15 protein-coding genes are annotated in these 17,546 nt (G+C 35.2%); 13 read left to right on the forward strand and 2 right to left on the reverse strand.

The annotated features are described in order from the left end of the window. Nucleotides 1–48 precede the first annotated feature (48 nt). Together QA584_RS08180 and QA584_RS08185 are read left to right on the forward strand one after the other, a co-directional pair. Entirely contained in the window at nt 49–1,770 is a 1,722-nt protein-coding gene (locus QA584_RS08180; protein WP_278274025.1) for a glycosidase, read from the forward strand. Nucleotides 1,771–2,098: 328 nt separating this feature from the next. Then, the gene (locus QA584_RS08185; protein WP_278274026.1) at nt 2,099–3,313 is read left to right on the forward strand and encodes a helix-turn-helix domain-containing protein; all 1,215 of its coding nucleotides are present in this window, start codon (nt 2,099–2,101) and stop codon (nt 3,311–3,313) included. Nucleotides 3,314–3,450: 137 nt separating this feature from the next. Here QA584_RS08185 and QA584_RS08190 read toward each other — a convergent pair whose 3' ends face one another. Together QA584_RS08190 and QA584_RS08195 are read right to left on the reverse strand one after the other, a co-directional pair. Then, nucleotides 3,451–4,137 carry a hypothetical protein gene (locus tag QA584_RS08190; RefSeq protein ID WP_278274027.1) on the reverse strand — a complete coding sequence of 229 codons (687 nt, stop codon included), beginning with the start codon at nt 4,135–4,137 and terminating at the stop codon, nt 3,451–3,453. 49 nt (nt 4,138–4,186) lie between these two features. Further along, a complete protein-coding gene (locus QA584_RS08195) occupies nt 4,187–4,879 on the reverse strand; it encodes a hypothetical protein (protein ID WP_278274028.1) in 693 nt (230 codons plus the stop codon). 258 nt (nt 4,880–5,137) lie between these two features. Between QA584_RS08195 and QA584_RS08200 the strand changes: the two genes are divergently transcribed. From QA584_RS08200 to QA584_RS08250, 11 genes are all read left to right on the forward strand, one after another. After that, nucleotides 5,138–5,764: a hypothetical protein gene (locus QA584_RS08200; protein WP_278274029.1), complete on the forward strand. Its 627-nt coding sequence runs from the start codon at nt 5,138–5,140 to the stop codon at nt 5,762–5,764. A gap of 70 nt (nt 5,765–5,834) precedes the next feature. Further along, nucleotides 5,835–6,797 carry a hypothetical protein gene (locus tag QA584_RS08205; RefSeq protein ID WP_278274030.1) on the forward strand — a complete coding sequence of 321 codons (963 nt, stop codon included), beginning with the start codon at nt 5,835–5,837 and terminating at the stop codon, nt 6,795–6,797. Between the two features lie 32 nt (nt 6,798–6,829). Further along, nucleotides 6,830–8,821 carry a hypothetical protein gene (locus QA584_RS08210; RefSeq protein ID WP_278274031.1) on the forward strand — a complete coding sequence of 664 codons (1,992 nt, stop codon included), beginning with the start codon at nt 6,830–6,832 and terminating at the stop codon, nt 8,819–8,821. 234 nt (nt 8,822–9,055) lie between these two features. Next, nucleotides 9,056–9,376: a hypothetical protein gene (locus tag QA584_RS08215; RefSeq protein WP_278274032.1), complete on the forward strand. Its 321-nt coding sequence runs from the start codon at nt 9,056–9,058 to the stop codon at nt 9,374–9,376. Nucleotides 9,377–9,633: 257 nt separating this feature from the next. After that, entirely contained in the window at nt 9,634–10,656 is a 1,023-nt protein-coding gene (locus tag QA584_RS08220) for a sigma-70 family RNA polymerase sigma factor (protein ID WP_278274033.1), read from the forward strand. Between the two features lie 200 nt (nt 10,657–10,856). Continuing rightward, nucleotides 10,857–11,963: a hypothetical protein gene (locus QA584_RS08225; RefSeq protein ID WP_278274034.1), complete on the forward strand. Its 1,107-nt coding sequence runs from the start codon at nt 10,857–10,859 to the stop codon at nt 11,961–11,963. A gap of 30 nt (nt 11,964–11,993) precedes the next feature. Then, entirely contained in the window at nt 11,994–12,815 is an 822-nt protein-coding gene (locus QA584_RS08230; protein WP_278274035.1) for a hypothetical protein, read from the forward strand. Between the two features lie 144 nt (nt 12,816–12,959). Further along, entirely contained in the window at nt 12,960–13,904 is a 945-nt protein-coding gene (locus QA584_RS08235) for an SAF domain-containing protein (protein ID WP_278274036.1), read from the forward strand. 107 nt (nt 13,905–14,011) lie between these two features. After that, a complete protein-coding gene (locus QA584_RS08240) occupies nt 14,012–14,656 on the forward strand; it encodes a hypothetical protein (protein WP_278274037.1) in 645 nt (214 codons plus the stop codon). Nucleotides 14,657–14,658: 2 nt separating this feature from the next. Next, complete coding sequence (locus tag QA584_RS08245; RefSeq protein WP_278274038.1) at nt 14,659–15,483, forward strand: hypothetical protein; 825 nt, start codon at nt 14,659–14,661, stop codon at nt 15,481–15,483. Between the two features lie 15 nt (nt 15,484–15,498). Beyond that, the gene (locus QA584_RS08250; protein ID WP_278274039.1) at nt 15,499–17,538 is read left to right on the forward strand and encodes an ATPase, T2SS/T4P/T4SS family; all 2,040 of its coding nucleotides are present in this window, start codon (nt 15,499–15,501) and stop codon (nt 17,536–17,538) included. The last annotated feature ends 8 nt before the right edge of the window (nt 17,539–17,546 follow it).

The raw sequence follows: 17,546 nt of genomic DNA on the forward strand, positions 1-17,546 counted from the left end.
GAGGCGAGAGTTATCGAAGATATTATCAAAAATAGTATTAAAGATGGTATGAAAGATAAGGATAAAAAACCATTACATGCAGGTCCTATGTTAAATGCCTATCCGGATAGTATGGGAGGCACTTTGGGTGATATTATTTCTTTGTTGCAGTTACCGGAATTGGAACAGGTATTTCAGTCCTTTTATATTCTGCCAAGTATTTTTAATACCGATCTTGACAGAGGATTTTCCGTTATTGATTATGAGTTGAATGATTTATATGCCACCAGGGAGGACTTAGCGGTTCTTAAGAATATGAATATTGCATTGAAACTGGATATTATCCTTAACCATTCCTCTGTGTTATCAAAACAATTTCAGGATATTCTGATACATGGTGAACATTCTAAGTATCAGGATTTTTTTATTAAATGGAATGATTTTTGGAAGGGTTATGGTGAACTGACAGAAGAAGGATATATCAAGCCAGAAGAGAAATATATGAAAAACATGTTTTTCAGAAAACCAGGTCTGCCAATCCTTAGTGTATTAATGCCGGATGGAAAAGAGGTACCCTATTGGAATACCTTTTATCAGGAAATAAAATATAAGACCATAGGCGTTCAGTCACTGATGAAAGCTATGGATATCCAGTATGCTGCCGCATTAAAATTATCGGAGATAATGAATGCATCTATATTAGAAGGGAAAAAACCAAAAGAAATAGATTTTGGACCCTTTAAGCAATATAGAGATAGAGCAATAGGACTTTTGGAATCAAATCGGGAATATCTGGGTCAAATGGATTTAAACATTAAATCAGACCTGGTATGGGATTTCTATAAAGAAACCTTAAGTAAACTAAAAACCTACGGTGCAGATCTAATCAGACTAGATGCCTTTGCCTACGCGCCGAAAGAACCTGGTGAAAGGAACTTTCTTAACGATCCGGGAACCTGGGAATTGCTAAAGAAAATAAAAATCCTTGCAGAGCAGTTTGATTTGGAGGTCCTTCCGGAAATACATGCAAAATATGAAGAAAAAATTCATGAAAGACTTGCAAAAGAAGGTTATATGACCTACGATTTTTTCCTGCCCGGTTTACTGCTCGATGCCATAGAGAAGCACTCAAACCAATATCTGCTTCAGTGGCTTTGGGATATCCGGGAATATGATATTAAGACGGTTAATATGCTTGGCTGTCATGACGGTATTCCTTTACTGGATTTAAAAGGTCTGATACCAGATAAGGAAATTGAAGAATTAATAGGACTAGTTGTTGCCAGAGGCGGTCAAGTTAAGGATCTTCATGGGAAAAAGAATATCTACTATCAGGTAAACGCAGCTTACTACAGCGCACTGGGAGAAGATGACAATAAACTGCTTTTAGCCAGGGCGATTCAACTATTTATGCCTGGTAAACCCCAGATTTGGTATCTGGATTTATTAGCCGGGAAGAATGATTATAAAGGGGTTAAAAGGGCAGGCGAGAACGGTCATAAAGAGATTAACCGGACGAATCTGACGGTTGAACAGGTAAAGAGAGAACTGAAACGGAAGGTTGTTAAAGAACAACTGAAACTGCTTCGTTTTAGAAACAGCTGTGCAGCTTTTGGTTTTGATTCCGATTTGAAAGTGTTTCAGACGGATAAACATATACTTAAATTAAAATGGGAAAACAACGAAGAAAGTGCAATACTGAAAGCAAATCTAAAGACCTATTGTTTTGAAATAGAGGCTGCTGATAAAGAGGGAAATATTAAATTCCTGTATAAAGCCGGATTTCAATAAAACTGGCTGTTTTGTTTTTCTATAAAGCTATTAGAATCGTATAGATAGAAAGAGCGAAAGCATATCAAATGCAGCGCTCTTTTTTTATTGCATAGGAAACTTCTTCGAACTTACCTATGCAATAAAAAAGCCTTCCAGGCAGGATGCGCATGACGCACTTAAGGAAGATTGTCAACTGGCGGCTTATATATGTAAAACCGCTAAAAAATAAAATTTTGTATCGAAAAGTATTTTTTTCTGTCATATTATATGTAATATTATAGTTAAAAGTTATAAAGGCTTTTCGGAGATACCGGGGATAATGAATACCAAAGGGGAGAGTTGAATTATGTTGAAAGATGACGTACTAATGTCGAAAGAAGACGGGTTAAAACTTAAGATTATACGGGATAACATGGGATTGTCAGTTGCAGAATTTTCTGAAAAAACAAAAATCAACCCAAGTTTTATTAATCTGCTGGAAAAGGGTTGTTTACCCCTGTCCACAAGGGATAAAAGAAAAATAAGCGAAACCTTTGAACTGCCGGAGAATTGGTTCGATGCCATCGATATTAGCGGCTATGTAGAAGAACAGGAGTTAAAAGGGGAGGTAAAGGTAACAGATGAGTCGGATTACAATGACAAGGATACCAAGAATACAGCAAAACAAAATCTATATATTGCAGACGGTGAATCGTTAAAAGCAACCAGAACGATATTAGGATTATCCAGAAAAGAGATTGCAGCTGCCATCGGTGTAACCTCCGTTCAAATCGGTTACATAGAAACCGGTAAAAGAAATTTAACGGATAAGATTAAAAAGAAACTGAATGATTATCTAAAAACAAGTTTATTGACAACTCCGCAAAACCAATGCATAAAGTTAGGAGATATCAATGCCATCTGTTTTAAGAATCAAGACCAAGAAATGACTATTTATAACATTTCAGGTGACGATATCGTAAATAAAATTAAAATGCTTAGAAAAGAAAAACGTTATACGCAAATTGAAGTCTCAGAAAAATCCGGAGTAAACCGAAGCCAGCTGAGTATGATTGAAAATGGTAAGATACCAATCAGCAAGAAAGTGAAGATAAAATTACTTGATTTTATTTCAGCAGAAGAGGGTATCAAATTTCAACCACAGAATCCTATTATGGACAGAAATGCAGTGGATAGTAACACGGAAGAGGATAGTAACAGCGTAAAGAATAATAACAGGGTAGAGGATTATAACAGAGTAGAGGATAGTAACAGAGCAGAGGATAGTAACAAGGTAAAGGATAGTAACCGGGCAGAGGATAGCAATAGTGCAGAGAGGAATTATAGGGCAGAGGATAGCAATAGTGCAGAGAAGAATTATAGGGCAGAGGATAGTAATATAGCTAATGAGTATAATTCGGCAGAGGTTGCAGTTCCAGAACAAATCAAACTTAAGGAAATTTCAGCAAATATTGCCGCTAATAAATTTGAATTAATTAAAATGATTGCATCCATGAAAAAAACAAGAGATGAACTAATCTCTAATATAGGTATGCTGGAAAAAGTTTTGAGCAATATGTAAATTTTAGAAATCATAGAAGTTGTTACTATAGTTCAAGTCATGAATAATAAAACGCAGTGAAAGTAAGAAAGATTGCTTTCACTGCATTTTTGTTAGTTATGGACGGTTTGAAAGTTATCTTTTGTACGGTTTGAAAGTTATCTTTTGGATGGTTTTGTAACTTTTATTTTATATTTGTGTTTTCTTTTTTTTAACCGGTAAATATTTATACTTGTGCCCAGTAGGGTAAGAAAGCCTGCCAGAAGAATAAATAAACAGTAATAAATCTGCTTATTTACATTCAAGGCCAGATCTGAACTTAAGGCAGCCATTATATGTATTTGCTGGTTGTCTTTATCGGCAGCCAGGGATAATGCATCCGGGTCTGTTATAAAGTTATGGATATCCACTAATAAGGCATTGGAAGCATATGTCATATAATTCAGAGACGAATACAGAGAATTACCATAGCTTAATAGCGGTAGGGGGTGTTTTCGATAAAGTATGGGCTTATTATACTCCTGCATAGCATTTAATGAAACAATTAACTTATCATTGCTTTTAGAATCCTTATATTGCTTTTTTAATTCTGAGGATTTATTTATAATGTCCGTAACTATCTCCATTTTCATACAGGTTATATTGGTGAAATAAGTACCTTCCGGTAAATAATTTTTGCCAAAGCAGGCTTCGTAATCCTGTTCTACCAAATTATATACAGACTTTGCCTCTTTGGTAGAAATCAGCAGACTAAATGCACTATAAGTTATGGCAGCAGCGGCCAGAACCAAAAGGCAAACATTACAACAGTTGTTCAGAATTCCCGATACTTTCATTTTCTTCATAAGAGCAGTCTCCTTTTAAGCTGTGAGTGTGATATTAGAATCCTGATAATTAGCAGCCAACAATGCGTTTAACTTTTGTCTTTAGTTTTTTCTCCTTTAATACAGCTTCAAAGTGGTAGAATTGATAATATAATTCATTTTTTTGCTTATTCGGCAAAGCGGTATGTAAAAATTCCAGGGGGCTTTCAAAAAGTTCCGAACAAACCCCTGCCAGGCGATACTGCCGGAGGGAGGTGATTGCTTTGGCGGTAGAGAAATAGTAATAAATTTCTTCGATTGATGAAAAAGTGAAATATTCTTTCAGCAGATATTGAAGGCATAAACAAGCTCTAAGTTCACCTTCTGAACCGGCAAAAAAACTCTTTGAAAACTTTCCGGTTTCCTGACTCAGTACTTTTTTATAGGATATAATCACATACTCCCGCATGTTGTAAGGTATTATCTCCGGATAAAGCAAATGAGCCACATAGAAGCAGTCTTTCCGCTTATTCAGCTCTTCCGGAAATATGAGGTACTTATAGGGTACATAAAGATTAAGTTTTTCAATTATTTTGATATCGAGGCAGTTAACAACCTCCATTGGTGACCAGTTCAGTACCGTTTCAATCGCATAACGAAATAGTTCCAGTGCAAGTTTGTGATTATTAGAATTGTTATAACAAAAATAACTGGTAGATAAGTTAGCACCTTCTTCATTTGTTAATAAATTTTCATAATCCTTAATGATATTTTGTGAATTCATAATCCCCTCACCCTTCTTTTATATGTTTTTCATTAGTTTTCATAGCTTTTATTAATATGATAGAATTTGAAAGAAATATCGAATTAATAAATAAAATCAATGTAAAAAATCAAAAACAGGCAGTTTTTATAGCCAGTTTTATTTCGTATGTAATAAATGGTTTATTCTTATATGAAAATAAAAAAAATCAATCATATTATATGAAACAATTAAAATGAAACTAATTTATATTACTTATTTAGAAACGAGGTATACATTATGTTTTTTAAAATTAGAACAAAACTTTACTTTTTCAATACAAAAAAGAAAAGAATAGTAATACTGCTTCTCCCTATTTTGTTATTAGTGGTTTTGGGTGTTATATTTTGTTTTGTTACAAAAAACAAAACAGATACGCAAACAACAGATAAAATTATACCGTTGGAGGATACTAAATTAAAAACAGAAGAAACCAGGAGTATTACATTAGGAGTAGATATAAAGAACAAATACAAGGAAGTGCAAGGTACCGATTTTGCTATCTTAGTTACTACAGATGATTTACTTAAAGGTATCGAAACCAATGGAAGTAAAGATTATTATAGATATATATTAGAGGATAATGAAGGTAATAAAATAAGCACCATTAAGGATAAAGAAGGAAATGACAGGGATGCCATTTTTGTAAATTATAACAGACTTTTAAAAGACTTGGTTGTGACGAAAGATATCTCCGGTGGGTATATCACCCCGTATGGATTTACCGCCAATGGAGATACAAAATTCAATAAATATTCGCAAAGCAAATCCATTGCCATTAAGAATAACGCCGAGTTTACCCCATACCCCATTTATGACGGGAACTATAAGGAAATAGGGATTTTGTATATTGAAACTATGAATTAATAAATCCTATTTTGATATGAAAATAGAATGAAATGTATGATTAAGTGATGGAAAATGGAGGGTGACAAACATGTTAACTGATGGTAAAAGGAATAATAGTGACCATAAGAAAGATTTAAAACAAAAGAAAAATTCCGGAAAAAACAAAGTGATTTTATCCGGTATCATATCAGTATTTCTGATAGCCGGTTTATGCGCCTTTTTATTATCGGGCAGGGAAAAAGAAAAGGATCTCCCTGCAAATAATACCTTCGAGGTTGACGAGGTAATGAGAATTAATAATCAAAAAGTAATCATGGATGAATTTTTGTTGTATGCGGCAGATGTTTATCAGGGATATAACTTGCAAAAGGATGCAAATTGGGATTCTGTGGTTTCTGATGCTGAAAATAATTCCATTACCTTCGAAGAACAGGTTAAAGGAACGATTTGTGAGCAAATCAGAATGACCAAAATCCTTTGCCTGAAAGCAAAAGAGGAGGGAATGTCCTTATCGGAGGACGAGAAGAAAATATTGCTAGAGAATGCGAAAACTTATTATACGAATTTAACTGCTGCCAATGTAGTTGATAAAGCATTAACCGTTGAGCTGATTGCAAAATTTTATGAAGAAAATGCGCTGGCTCAAAAAGTTTATAACAAAATCGGCGATAGTTACGATACCGATCAGGCATCAATCCAGGAAGCCAATGATACGGGTGAGAAGGATTTATCTGGTAAAGAGCAATTTTTTATTGAAACTTATCATAATCTGGCAGCGCAATATGATAAAAATTACAATTATAAAACCTCAATTAACTGGGATTTATTAAAGCAGATCTCTTTTTCAGAATTGTCAAAAGACAACTCGAAAAAAGCAGCAGATACACCGGGCACGAAAGATGTAACAGAAAAGTCAGCAACGGAAGAAACTAAAGACTCAACACAAGCAGCAAACATAGCAGAAACAGAAATTACAAATACAGCAGAAACAACGGATTCAACAGAAACTACAGATACAGTAGAAACAACAGGTACATCAGATATAAACTAAACAATAATATTTATCAGCGAGAGGTAATAAGAATGGATGAACTGGAAGTAGAATTAAAAATCAATCTTTCTGGACTTGAAGCAGAAAGGAAACAAACCTTACAGCCAGCTGAGACCCCGGGTAAACAGGCTGTTTTAAGTGATAAAACCGTCGCAATAGGTTTTTGTGGTACGGACAGGAATTTTGTATGTACGGTTACTGCAATTTCTGCTGCAAATTACATAGCAGATTGTGGCTATAAAGTCTCATTAGTAGAACCGGATTTCTCGAAAGGCATGATATTAAATAAATTACTGCCGGGTCTTTCTAAGGACAATATGATTCAGCTTCAGAATGTCGATTATTATACAGGATGGGATTTGTCAGAGAATATCCTTACGGCAGATGTGGTTATATTTGATTTCAGTAGCATGAATTATGAAGAATCCTGCTATCTGTGTAAAATGAAGAAAATTTTTATATGTTCGGATACAGAGCTTAAAGACTTAGCTGATTCAGGTAAACTGGGGAATAACAGTAGTTTCCGATATTCTATTTTATTTTCAGAGGTATCAGGAAATCAGGAGATTGATTCTGAGAATGACGTCAGGATTGTTTTTAAAGAGTGTTCTCTGGAATTAAAAAGGTTATTAGTATTAACTCTGCATGATTATGGTTTAGATATTCCCGGTAACATGGAGGTTAATAGTGCAGGGAGAATAAACTATCTTAATATGTTAAGGGAGGCGGAGATTTTAAGAGGGGATGGAGCGAAAGCAAAACCTGAAAGACAGGCAAAATACGAAGAGCCTGAATCCTCACAGCCCGAACCTATTCCTTATCCCAAGGTATCCGCACCTAAAATTAAACCACCTGCCACAAATCAAGCAAATATAAAGGATGACGAATACTATAACTATATAGGAATAGATAATAAAAAAGTGGTAAGCAATGAGAAAGAAGCAATGAATACAAGGGAAGCAATGAATACAAGGGAAGCAATGAATACAAAAGAGGCATTGAATTCAAAAGAAGCATTGAATACAAAAGAAGCATTGAATTCAAAAGGAGCAATGAATACCATAGAAGCTATGTATACAAAGGATACAACGAATATAAAGGGAGCAATGAATACCAAAGAAGCATTGGATCGAAAGGAATCAGCGAATACAATTAATAGAAAGAATGTAAAGGAATCCCTATCGTCATCAGGGGCATATATTAATCCAGCCCAGCAGTTGAACAAGGAAAGCAGGAATGCTATATTACCCGGCTGGTTGAACCCGGGAAAAGGTAACGAATACGAAGAAAATTCTATGAACGATTCAAATTTCTCATACAAAGAAACAGAAAAGGAAAATGAAAACAAGAAACTTAAGGAAGATGATTTAAATTATGATTATACAAATTTTGAAGATAGAAAAGGCAGCAGTGAGGAGCAAAATAATATCTTTAATTATGCAGAAGAAATTAAACTCAAATTTAAGAAAAAACAGCCTGCAAATCAGGTATTATGCGGAAAAGAAACAATATTTATTACAGGATTAAAACATGGCTGTGGCTGTTCCCACACCGGAATAAGCTTTACCAAGTACATTTTTAATTCATATTCTGAGAACATATGCATATGCCACAAGAAGGGGGCATATGACTTAGAGGAAGAGAATATTACAGAATATACCAAAGATACGGACTATGATAACATATTCAGTACGAACCGGTTTATCATTTATGATTGCGGTATTCTAGGAGAACTTAATCAAGAGCAGCTTATTGAATTAAAACGCTGTAACATTAAAATAATGGTTTGTAACGGGGATGAAAAATATCTTGGTAATCTGGCAAAATTTATCAGGCAGTTAGGAAAGTCCTCGGGAGAATGGATATTTGCGTTTAATCTGATAACCTCCAGAGAAAAGGAAACAATGATTCGTAAAATAATGGAGGGTTATAAAATATGTTTCATTCCCTTGCATGATAGTGAGGATCCTCCGAAAAAGATTGGTAAACTGTGGGAATCGATACTTAAGAGAAATTTATTGTAGATGATAGGAAAGTCAAAGCAAATCAATTCTAGGTAATTCATTCATATTAGATGTTTTTTCATTTTTTTAGTCATATTAATGGTAAGCAGTTACTATTTGAGATAATAACTGAGACAAGCAAATACATGGATAATTAATTGTTACAGATATTGCAAACAAAAAATTATTATGATATTCTGAATGAATAGATAACAGTAAATCTATGTAAAAACACAAAGAAAGGAGTATAATCCAATGGATAATACTGTTATAGACATGAATTACCTGGACTTGGTCAGAGATTGTTTATGCGAATATGTAATAGGTGCTTTTTACAGCCAATTGACATATAAAATAATAACCGCATTTTTAATTAATGATAAAGCAATTATTCATACATGTAATGGGCAGACTATTATTGAGTGTGGATTAGAACCGAGTGAAAACATTATAAAAAGAATGAAAGAAATTGACGGGAAAAATTTTACGGAAGACGGTGCTATTAGTCTGCATATCGGAGCATGGGAGATAACTGCTTTAACGAGTGAAAACACAGTACATATTACACAAAAATAAATGATTCGTTGACTTATAAAAAGACGATTCCTTAAAAGAAGAGAGCTATTCGCTCTTTTTTTTTATATAAAAACAAAATTATACATAATTTATCAATTAATGTAAAAAATATTTACTTTTTTGGCATTATTTGTTATACTATGTTTATATAAGCAAAATAACATCTTTAAATTTGTTGTTTTTTGTAAAATTGTAGATAAAAAACAAATCGTATCTAAAAATCTGATCTTTAAAATTCTCTGGGGGGGACTTAGCGAATGAATAATCAATATAGCGGTATATTTGATGACGAATTGGTTAATGATGTAGAAAATATAATGAGAAACGGAAGTATAATGGAAAAACTAGAAACGTTGGAGTTTGTTTCTAATTGTTTTAATAAGGATGTTAAGATGACAAAAATTCTAATTGATGCCACGAAGGCTTCTGAGGATCCCTTGATCAGTGATAAAGCAAAAGAGTTATTTGTTAAAAATATGGACAAGTTTATATCAAAATTCATTTCAGAACAGTATCCCACATTTATCGGCTCACATTACGAAGATATGATACAGGCTGCAAGAATGGGAATTATTATCGGTCTGGATAAATATAATCCGGAGATAGCAAAACCAACTACTTTTTTCGTATTATATATAAAACACGAAGTCAGCCAATATATTAATAATTATGTCAATGGATTATCTACCTATTATGCCAATGAAAAGTATAAGATAAACAAAGCTATCAATCAGCTGGAGAATGAAAACAGAGAAACCAGTGATGTAAATATAGCTGAGATTACAGGTATAACAGCGGAAAATGTAAAGCAGATCAGAAATATGATAGCCTCTACCTCAAATGTGGCTTTTGATGAAGTATTTATGAATAAAGCGGATGAAAATGATACGCCAGAGCAGATTGTTTTAAAGAAAGAACTTGGGGAAACCATCAATAATACAATAGAGAGATATTTGACCGACACAGAGAAAAGAATTATTACTATGTATTATGGTTTAGCTGGTAACAAAGGCGTATCAGAAAGGACTGCTGGGTTTCCGACAAAGAAAGCATTTCGGAATATAAGTGAAAGTTTAGGCATTCCTTATGATAAAGTTCGAAAATATCATGCAAGTGCTTTAAGAAAACTGCATACTGTTGTAAGCAAGACGAATATAGTTTCTGAATTAAGTAAATCAGAACAAATCCTTAATACAGAATATATTCCGATTCTTTCCCCGGAAGAAGGTAACCTGATATTAAACGCTCAGACTTTAACCGGCAGTCAGCCAGACCTTTAAGGGAATATAGTTTATTAACTTAAAAGCTATTTTATAATAGCTTTTTTTTTATGTCTTTTTTTCCTCGAATTACAGCCTGTAATAAGTCGAAATTAAAAATAATCTATCATATTAATATAGAATATGAATAGTAAATCTGAATTATGGCTAGAAAAACATTTAAAACTTCCAAAATATGAAATAAATAAAAGGTGATAACTATGTGTAAATTTATGAAAAAACTTTTTGTAATTCTATTGAGTATACTATTACTTCCGACACATTCCTATGCTTTAGCCGGTTATACCACGGATGATCTGCGGGTTTTAATGGGAAGGGAAAGATTATCGGAAGAAGGCACGATACTTGAAATAAAAGCCCTATTAAGCACCTGCTATAAACAGCAGGAGTGGAATGAACTGGTACAGGGCCTGAAAGATGTTGATGATAAGGAACTGAAAGATTTCAAAGAGAAAGAAGATGCCTGGTATCAGGCCAAGGATAAGCTGGAAGCCAATTTTACCGGTAATAAACCCATAAAGACAATCCTTAGCGATTATGTTAATTATCAGACAGCCGCTTCTCACAGAGCTGCTTACTCAAAGTCCGATGCCTCAGGGTTATCATTCATTGATGCGGGTGATATTAAAGCAAAAATAGACTATGCAAATTCCATATTAGAAGGGGCGGATGATAAAACTAAGATTGGCGTTATCGGATATAAGATGAAGACCTTCACAAAAGCCAATTTACTAATTACGGTTCCATTTGGGCGTTCTTATTCTATAGACAGCGGAAAAGAGCAGGACAGTAACGGGCTTACAATAGCAGTCCCTCAGGACATAAAGGTGTATTCCCAGTTTAATGGAACCGTAGCAGGAGTAACCGATAATACGGTTACAATCAGAACCGGTAAATCAATTGAAATTGAATACCTAGGCATAAAACCTGCTGTGGGTAAAAATCAAAAAGTGAAACAATATGGCTTAATTGGTACAACAAAATCAAAAACCATGACAATAAAATTTAAACTGAACACAGTATATGAAGATCCGCTATTACTATATGGTTCTATGAGCACAGTCTGGTATGAACTATGGAAAAGTTCGAATCCCGGCTGTGCCATAGATATAAATAATTACACCGTTTTATTGGATAAGCTGCCGGAAAAAGAAATAGAAAAAGCGCCGGAGCTTTATAATGCCGGTACTATTACAAACCAGGACGGTCTCTCTAAGAAAATTATTATTGAGGGTGATAATGGTTATACAAACACACCGGATCACCTGATATTGGATAAAACAGAGGCCGGAAGCACTACAGATTAAAATAATATTCAGGAAGGAGGCAGAGTTGTTTTGATTGCAAAACATATCCATAAGAAAAATAAAAAAGAAACAAAACAAAATCCAATTAATGAACAAAACCCAATTAATGAACAAAACCCTATCGGTGAAGAAAACTCAACCAGTAAACAAAAACCAATCGATAAACAAAAATCAATCGATAAACAAAAACCAACCAACAAACAAAAACCAATCAATAAACAAAAACTAACCATTAAACAAAAGCAAATAGTAATCACAACGGTATCCCTGGTAATGCTTCTTATTCTGATAACCTTTATTTTTATAAAGATAAATAAAAAAGATATTGTTGAATCAACAGTTGATACAAAGAATTACATAATAACAGAATACTTCACGGAAAACAGCGGTGAAACAATAAATTATTATGAGGTCCGTTATTATCCGGAGAAACAAAAATCTTATCTTGTATTAAATGAGAAAAACAGTAATAAAGCAGAAAAAACCGTAATGGAAGTAAAAACGGAATTCAGGAAGGAAGGTATTAAACTCACACTAGATAATAAAATCAGAACGAAGGTTAAGAACCTATCACAGTTTGCAGATGATTCTGGATTTATCTTTACCTGTAAAATTGATGAAGTACAGGATTTCTTAACAAAGGAAGGAGTAAACGGCACCATTATGTTTACATATGGGACGCCGTCTTATTTTGAATGTTATGTCAAAAAGGAGACAGGCGAGGTGATGAGAGGGTTACTCCTGTATGATTCAGGTAATAAAACAGGTACGCTGATCTATAAACAATGCAGGGAACCAGTATTAATTCCGGCAGCCACTGACTTAGTCACTGTTATTGAAAACAAACAGTAAAATCATCATTGAAGAAAAAGCTGTCACAGGAATGGCATGCTAATCCCATTGGAGATTACCGTTTTAAATGCCGCATGAAACGGCTTCTTGACTGGAAAGTTAAAAGAAAACATAAGAATAGAAAGGATAGGTAAGGGTGTAAGTATGTATTCAAAAAAGAAATATTTTATTATGGCTGCGGTGCTGGTATTATTGCTGGCGGCTGCCGGTATTTTCATTGTTGTTAGAAATTATCAGAATATCATAAGCCAGAGAGAGGAAGAAATCGACGGTCTTGTTAAGCAGTTGGATGAAATCGGTGATTTAGTTACCGTATATCAGTTAAATGCAGAAGCAAAAAGTGGTACCAAGATGCAGGATTTTCAATTTTCAGAGGTCGAGATACCGGAATATTCGGTTCCGGAGCATGCGGTCTTATCCCTTGAGGATATAAAAGGGTTTTACTATAAAATAGCTTTAGGCAAAGGAACCATTATAACGTCTGATATGCTGATGCAGCAGGAACTAACAGATGATGAAAGAACGTTGGATGTAGTACTTGATGAAATTCCAATCGGACTTGAAATCGGAGATTATGTAGATATCAGAATTGCATTTCCCTTAGGGCAGGATTATATCGCCATGACCCATAAACAAGTGGTGGAAATCAACGGGGCTACACTTAAGTTAATCGTCTCCCAGCAGGATTTCTATGCATACCAATCCATGCAGACCGATGAAGCACTATTCTCAAGTACTAAGGCATATGGCTCTACTTATATTGAAGGAGGAGTACAGGCAGCTGCAAAACAGTATTATCCAGTCAGTCTTGATGTATTAAAAACTATGTTATTGGATCCCAACATTGATACCTCTGATTACAGTGATGTGTTAAAACGGAGGGAACAGTTGGAAAAACAGTTATTAAGTTCTGAGAAAGTAACCATTAATGATACCGTGACAAATGGAAAAGAAAGCCTTGCTGATAAATTCAGAGAAGCGAAAGCCGATTATGATTCTTTGCAGGAGAAAAAACAGGCAGCCGCTGCCTATCAGCAGAAACAGGAAGAAACGAAAAAAACAGAAGAAGATTCAACAAGTGATAATTAAAACGGTTGTTCAGAAAAGCAGATGATAATCAGGTATTTCCATGGGTTTGCTACCCTTGGTACACCCGGTTTGTTCATTATAATAACGAATAAGGAGACAATCAAAGTATGATAAAAATAGCAATTACAGGAAAAGCTGACAAAAGAATATTAGCATATCCCTTGATGAGAGCATGTTCCATATCCGGGCATACCTCAGTTGTTACGGATGATGCGGCCTATAAAAGATTATATGCCGGAAAAGAGAATTATGGTGAAATCGAAGACATCAAAATTAATGTTTTATTTGAGTTGACCGATGAAACCCTGAAAGGAATTGAAGAGCAGGCGGTTATAGACGAAACAGAGTATCTGATCGTAATCTCTGATTCATATTATCCAAAAGACGCAGACCATATTTTAATGCTGTGTGAACAAAATTGCACCTTTTTAGGGAATTATATTGAAGATATCATTGATAATCAGAATAATAATGTGACCTTTGGGACCTTAACATTATTTCCTCATAAAATTAAGGCCTTTGTTCCAAAAGAAGTACATATGCATCAGATCACCTGGAAGCCGGAACATTCCATGTATCTGTTTCAAGTAGAGGAAATGAGGCAGTTACAGCCCTTAAAAGATAAATTCATAACCGCCTTATTAGTAAATGCTTTTGCTGCTCCCCTTAATATCAAGCCTGCTTCCTTAAACAGTTTATTAAAAAGAAAGCGGTATGCATATATGAAGAAAGACAATCGGAAGGAGGCCTGATAATGAATATATCAGTAATTTCGCCCCACATTCACGGCAATGGGAATACTACCATCGCGGCGCTGTTAGCCTTTGAATTGTCTTCCCGGAATAAAGATGTTTGCTTAACCCATGTGACCAGTAAATCGGAGTCCATGTTTCCATACTTTGGATTTGAAGAATCGGATGACCAGACAAGTAATCCCCTGCAGCTTATCAATCTGATTCGAGAAGGGGGGCTCAGAAAAGAAGAAATCAGCAATTATTGCAGGGAAGTTACCGACAGACTGGATTTATTCAGTCTGGACACCTTTACTTCAAAAACAGGGAAAGAAACCAACGTGAGTGAAGAGCAGATGCAGACAGTACTGTCTTTTATCTGTAAGGAATTCCCCTATGATTACATTATATTTGATATCGATGAAAATAATCTGGAAAAAGAAAATGTAAAAATGGCTCTTGCCCATACGGATTGCCTTGTTTTTGTTTTGTCTCAATCGTTAACAGAACTAAAAAGATTTGCAGCACAAAAAACAAAGATATTAAAACAAACCGCAAACATACCTAATTTAGTTGTTATAAACAAGTACAGTGATATGATAGGAACTCTAAAGGACGCTGCCAATATCCTGGGGATCAAACGTCCGAACAAGTGGTATCGTATCAGGTTCAATCAATGGATTCCCTATTGTGAAAACAGGGGACAGTTAAAATATTTAGCTGAACAGATTCAAAAAAGGAACGTAGACGTAATTGAATTGGATTCCGATATTAAACATTTGGCCGGAGGCGTACAAAGCATAAAACAAGCCTCAAGAGAGCAAAAAAGAATAGTAAGGGGATATTAAAAAGGAGGTGTAACTATGAGTAATTTTAATCTTGCATTAGCTTCCATCTTAGCAATTACCCTGATTGTCTTTATATTGTATATACGTGCGAAAGCTAAAAAACAGGTGGTGATAGAAGAAGATCTATCATCCTTCGAAGAAGTCCTGGATGCGCTTAAAATATATATTGTAAATTTAACCAAAGAAGATTCCATTGCCAGTTTGGAATCAGATGATGATTTAAAACGGCTTGCAAAAAGAAAGGCCCAGAGAAAGGAAGCTTTAAAGAATTCTGTTTATGGTCTGGATGGAGCAAAATTAATGGTAAAAGAAATGATCCACTTATTTCTTGAGGATCATATGAAACCGGAAAAGATAAGACAGATTATCGGTCTTGACAGAGAAAGTGAACCAAACACCAACACAATGTTTGAGATTATCATGTATAAGTATAAAAAAATATACGGCAGAGATGCATTGACAAAGTGGATTCTTGAGAACGGATTTGAGCGGGAAAGACCGGCCGTTGGTATCGGAAGAGAGAATGATACGGCCTATTATATTACAAAAGCAGACCTTGAGGAAAGTTATTTTGTTCTGGATTATCACCTGACGGATGCAGAGGTTACCGATATATTTACAACGCTTTTGTATCAGGCTTATAAAGGGTTTGGGTGTATTGACACCTTGGCGGAAATGAATGTTAACGGTTATAATGTGGGAGTCTCTGGTTCAGTAATGGATGCTGTAAACGTTAATAGTTCCCAGTCCGGCAAAGAGAATTCAGAAGCCTCCAGTGAAGCAACCAATGCTTTATGGTTGTATTTTAAAGGCTCTTATATACACTTGCAATTTCTGGATTTTGGTTCGGAAGATGAGATCAGACGTATTATACAGCTCTTAATCCGTTGGAATTCTCCCGGCCCCTTATCTGCAAAGCGGGGTTATCTTGTGAATACCATGCACGATAAATCCCGTATCTTAGCCGTAAGACCTCCGGCAGGTGAAATGTGGGCGGCTTTTGTCCGTAAATTCACCTTGGATATTATTTCTCCGGAAGCACTGGTTATAAAACCAGGGGTAACAGACGGAGAACTTGCCATCAAATTAATTGAGTTTTTAATGCGTGGTCAGGTAACTACTGCTGTTACCGGACGCCAGGGCTCTGGCAAGACTACACTTATGAAGGCAATCATAGCTTATATGGACCCCCGTTATAATATTCGTGTTTTAGAAATGGCACCGGAAATGTACCTTCGTGAAATATATCCCAATAGAAATATTTATTCCGTACAAGAAACCGATACGGTTACTGCGGAATCCCTGCAGGATGCCTTAAAAAAATCAGACTCCTCTATTACGATTATCGGTGAAGTTGCTACGGATCCGGTAGCGGCCCGTATGATACAGCTGGCTATGACGGGTTCTTTATTTACCCTATTCTCTCATCATGCCAACGAAGCAAAAGACCTGGTACTCACCTTAAGAAACTCCCTTGTTAATGCCGGCGGCTTTGATAACATGACTACTGCGGAGAAGCAGGTTACCGATGTCTTAAAAATCAATGTTCATCTTGATTTTACCCCGGATGGGAAGCGGTATATAAAACGTATTACAGAAATTACTCAATTAGAGGAAGGAATTCCATATCCGGAGTTTAAAAAAGAGTCTGGTTCGGAAGAATCAATCTACGAGCTGAATAAGGAATATTATACTAGACAGACAGACCGAATCTCCTTTTCTACAAGAGATATCTTAACTTATAACACGGATACGGATACCTATGAAGCCAAAGAGGAATTCAGTGATGGCTTATATAAAAAAATCCGGGAGGTACTATCAAAGAAAGAGAGGGAGGAATTCGAGAAATTCATGGCTTATTATTGGAGAGGTGAAACTTTTAAGGATTATGAAGGGGTCGCCAAAAAAGAAGCCTATGATGATAATGCCAAGTTTGGCAGCGCTAAGATAGCCAATAGCTATAATGAAGAAGACGACTCTGTGGATTTTAATTCCGCCGTTGCTTTCCTTAGTAATAGAAGTTCTGTTGCAAAACAATTTAATATGGGAGAATAACAGGGAGA

Source organism: Anaerocolumna sp. AGMB13025, assembly GCF_029689925.1.
Lineage (GTDB): Bacteria > Bacillota > Clostridia > Lachnospirales > Lachnospiraceae > Anaerocolumna.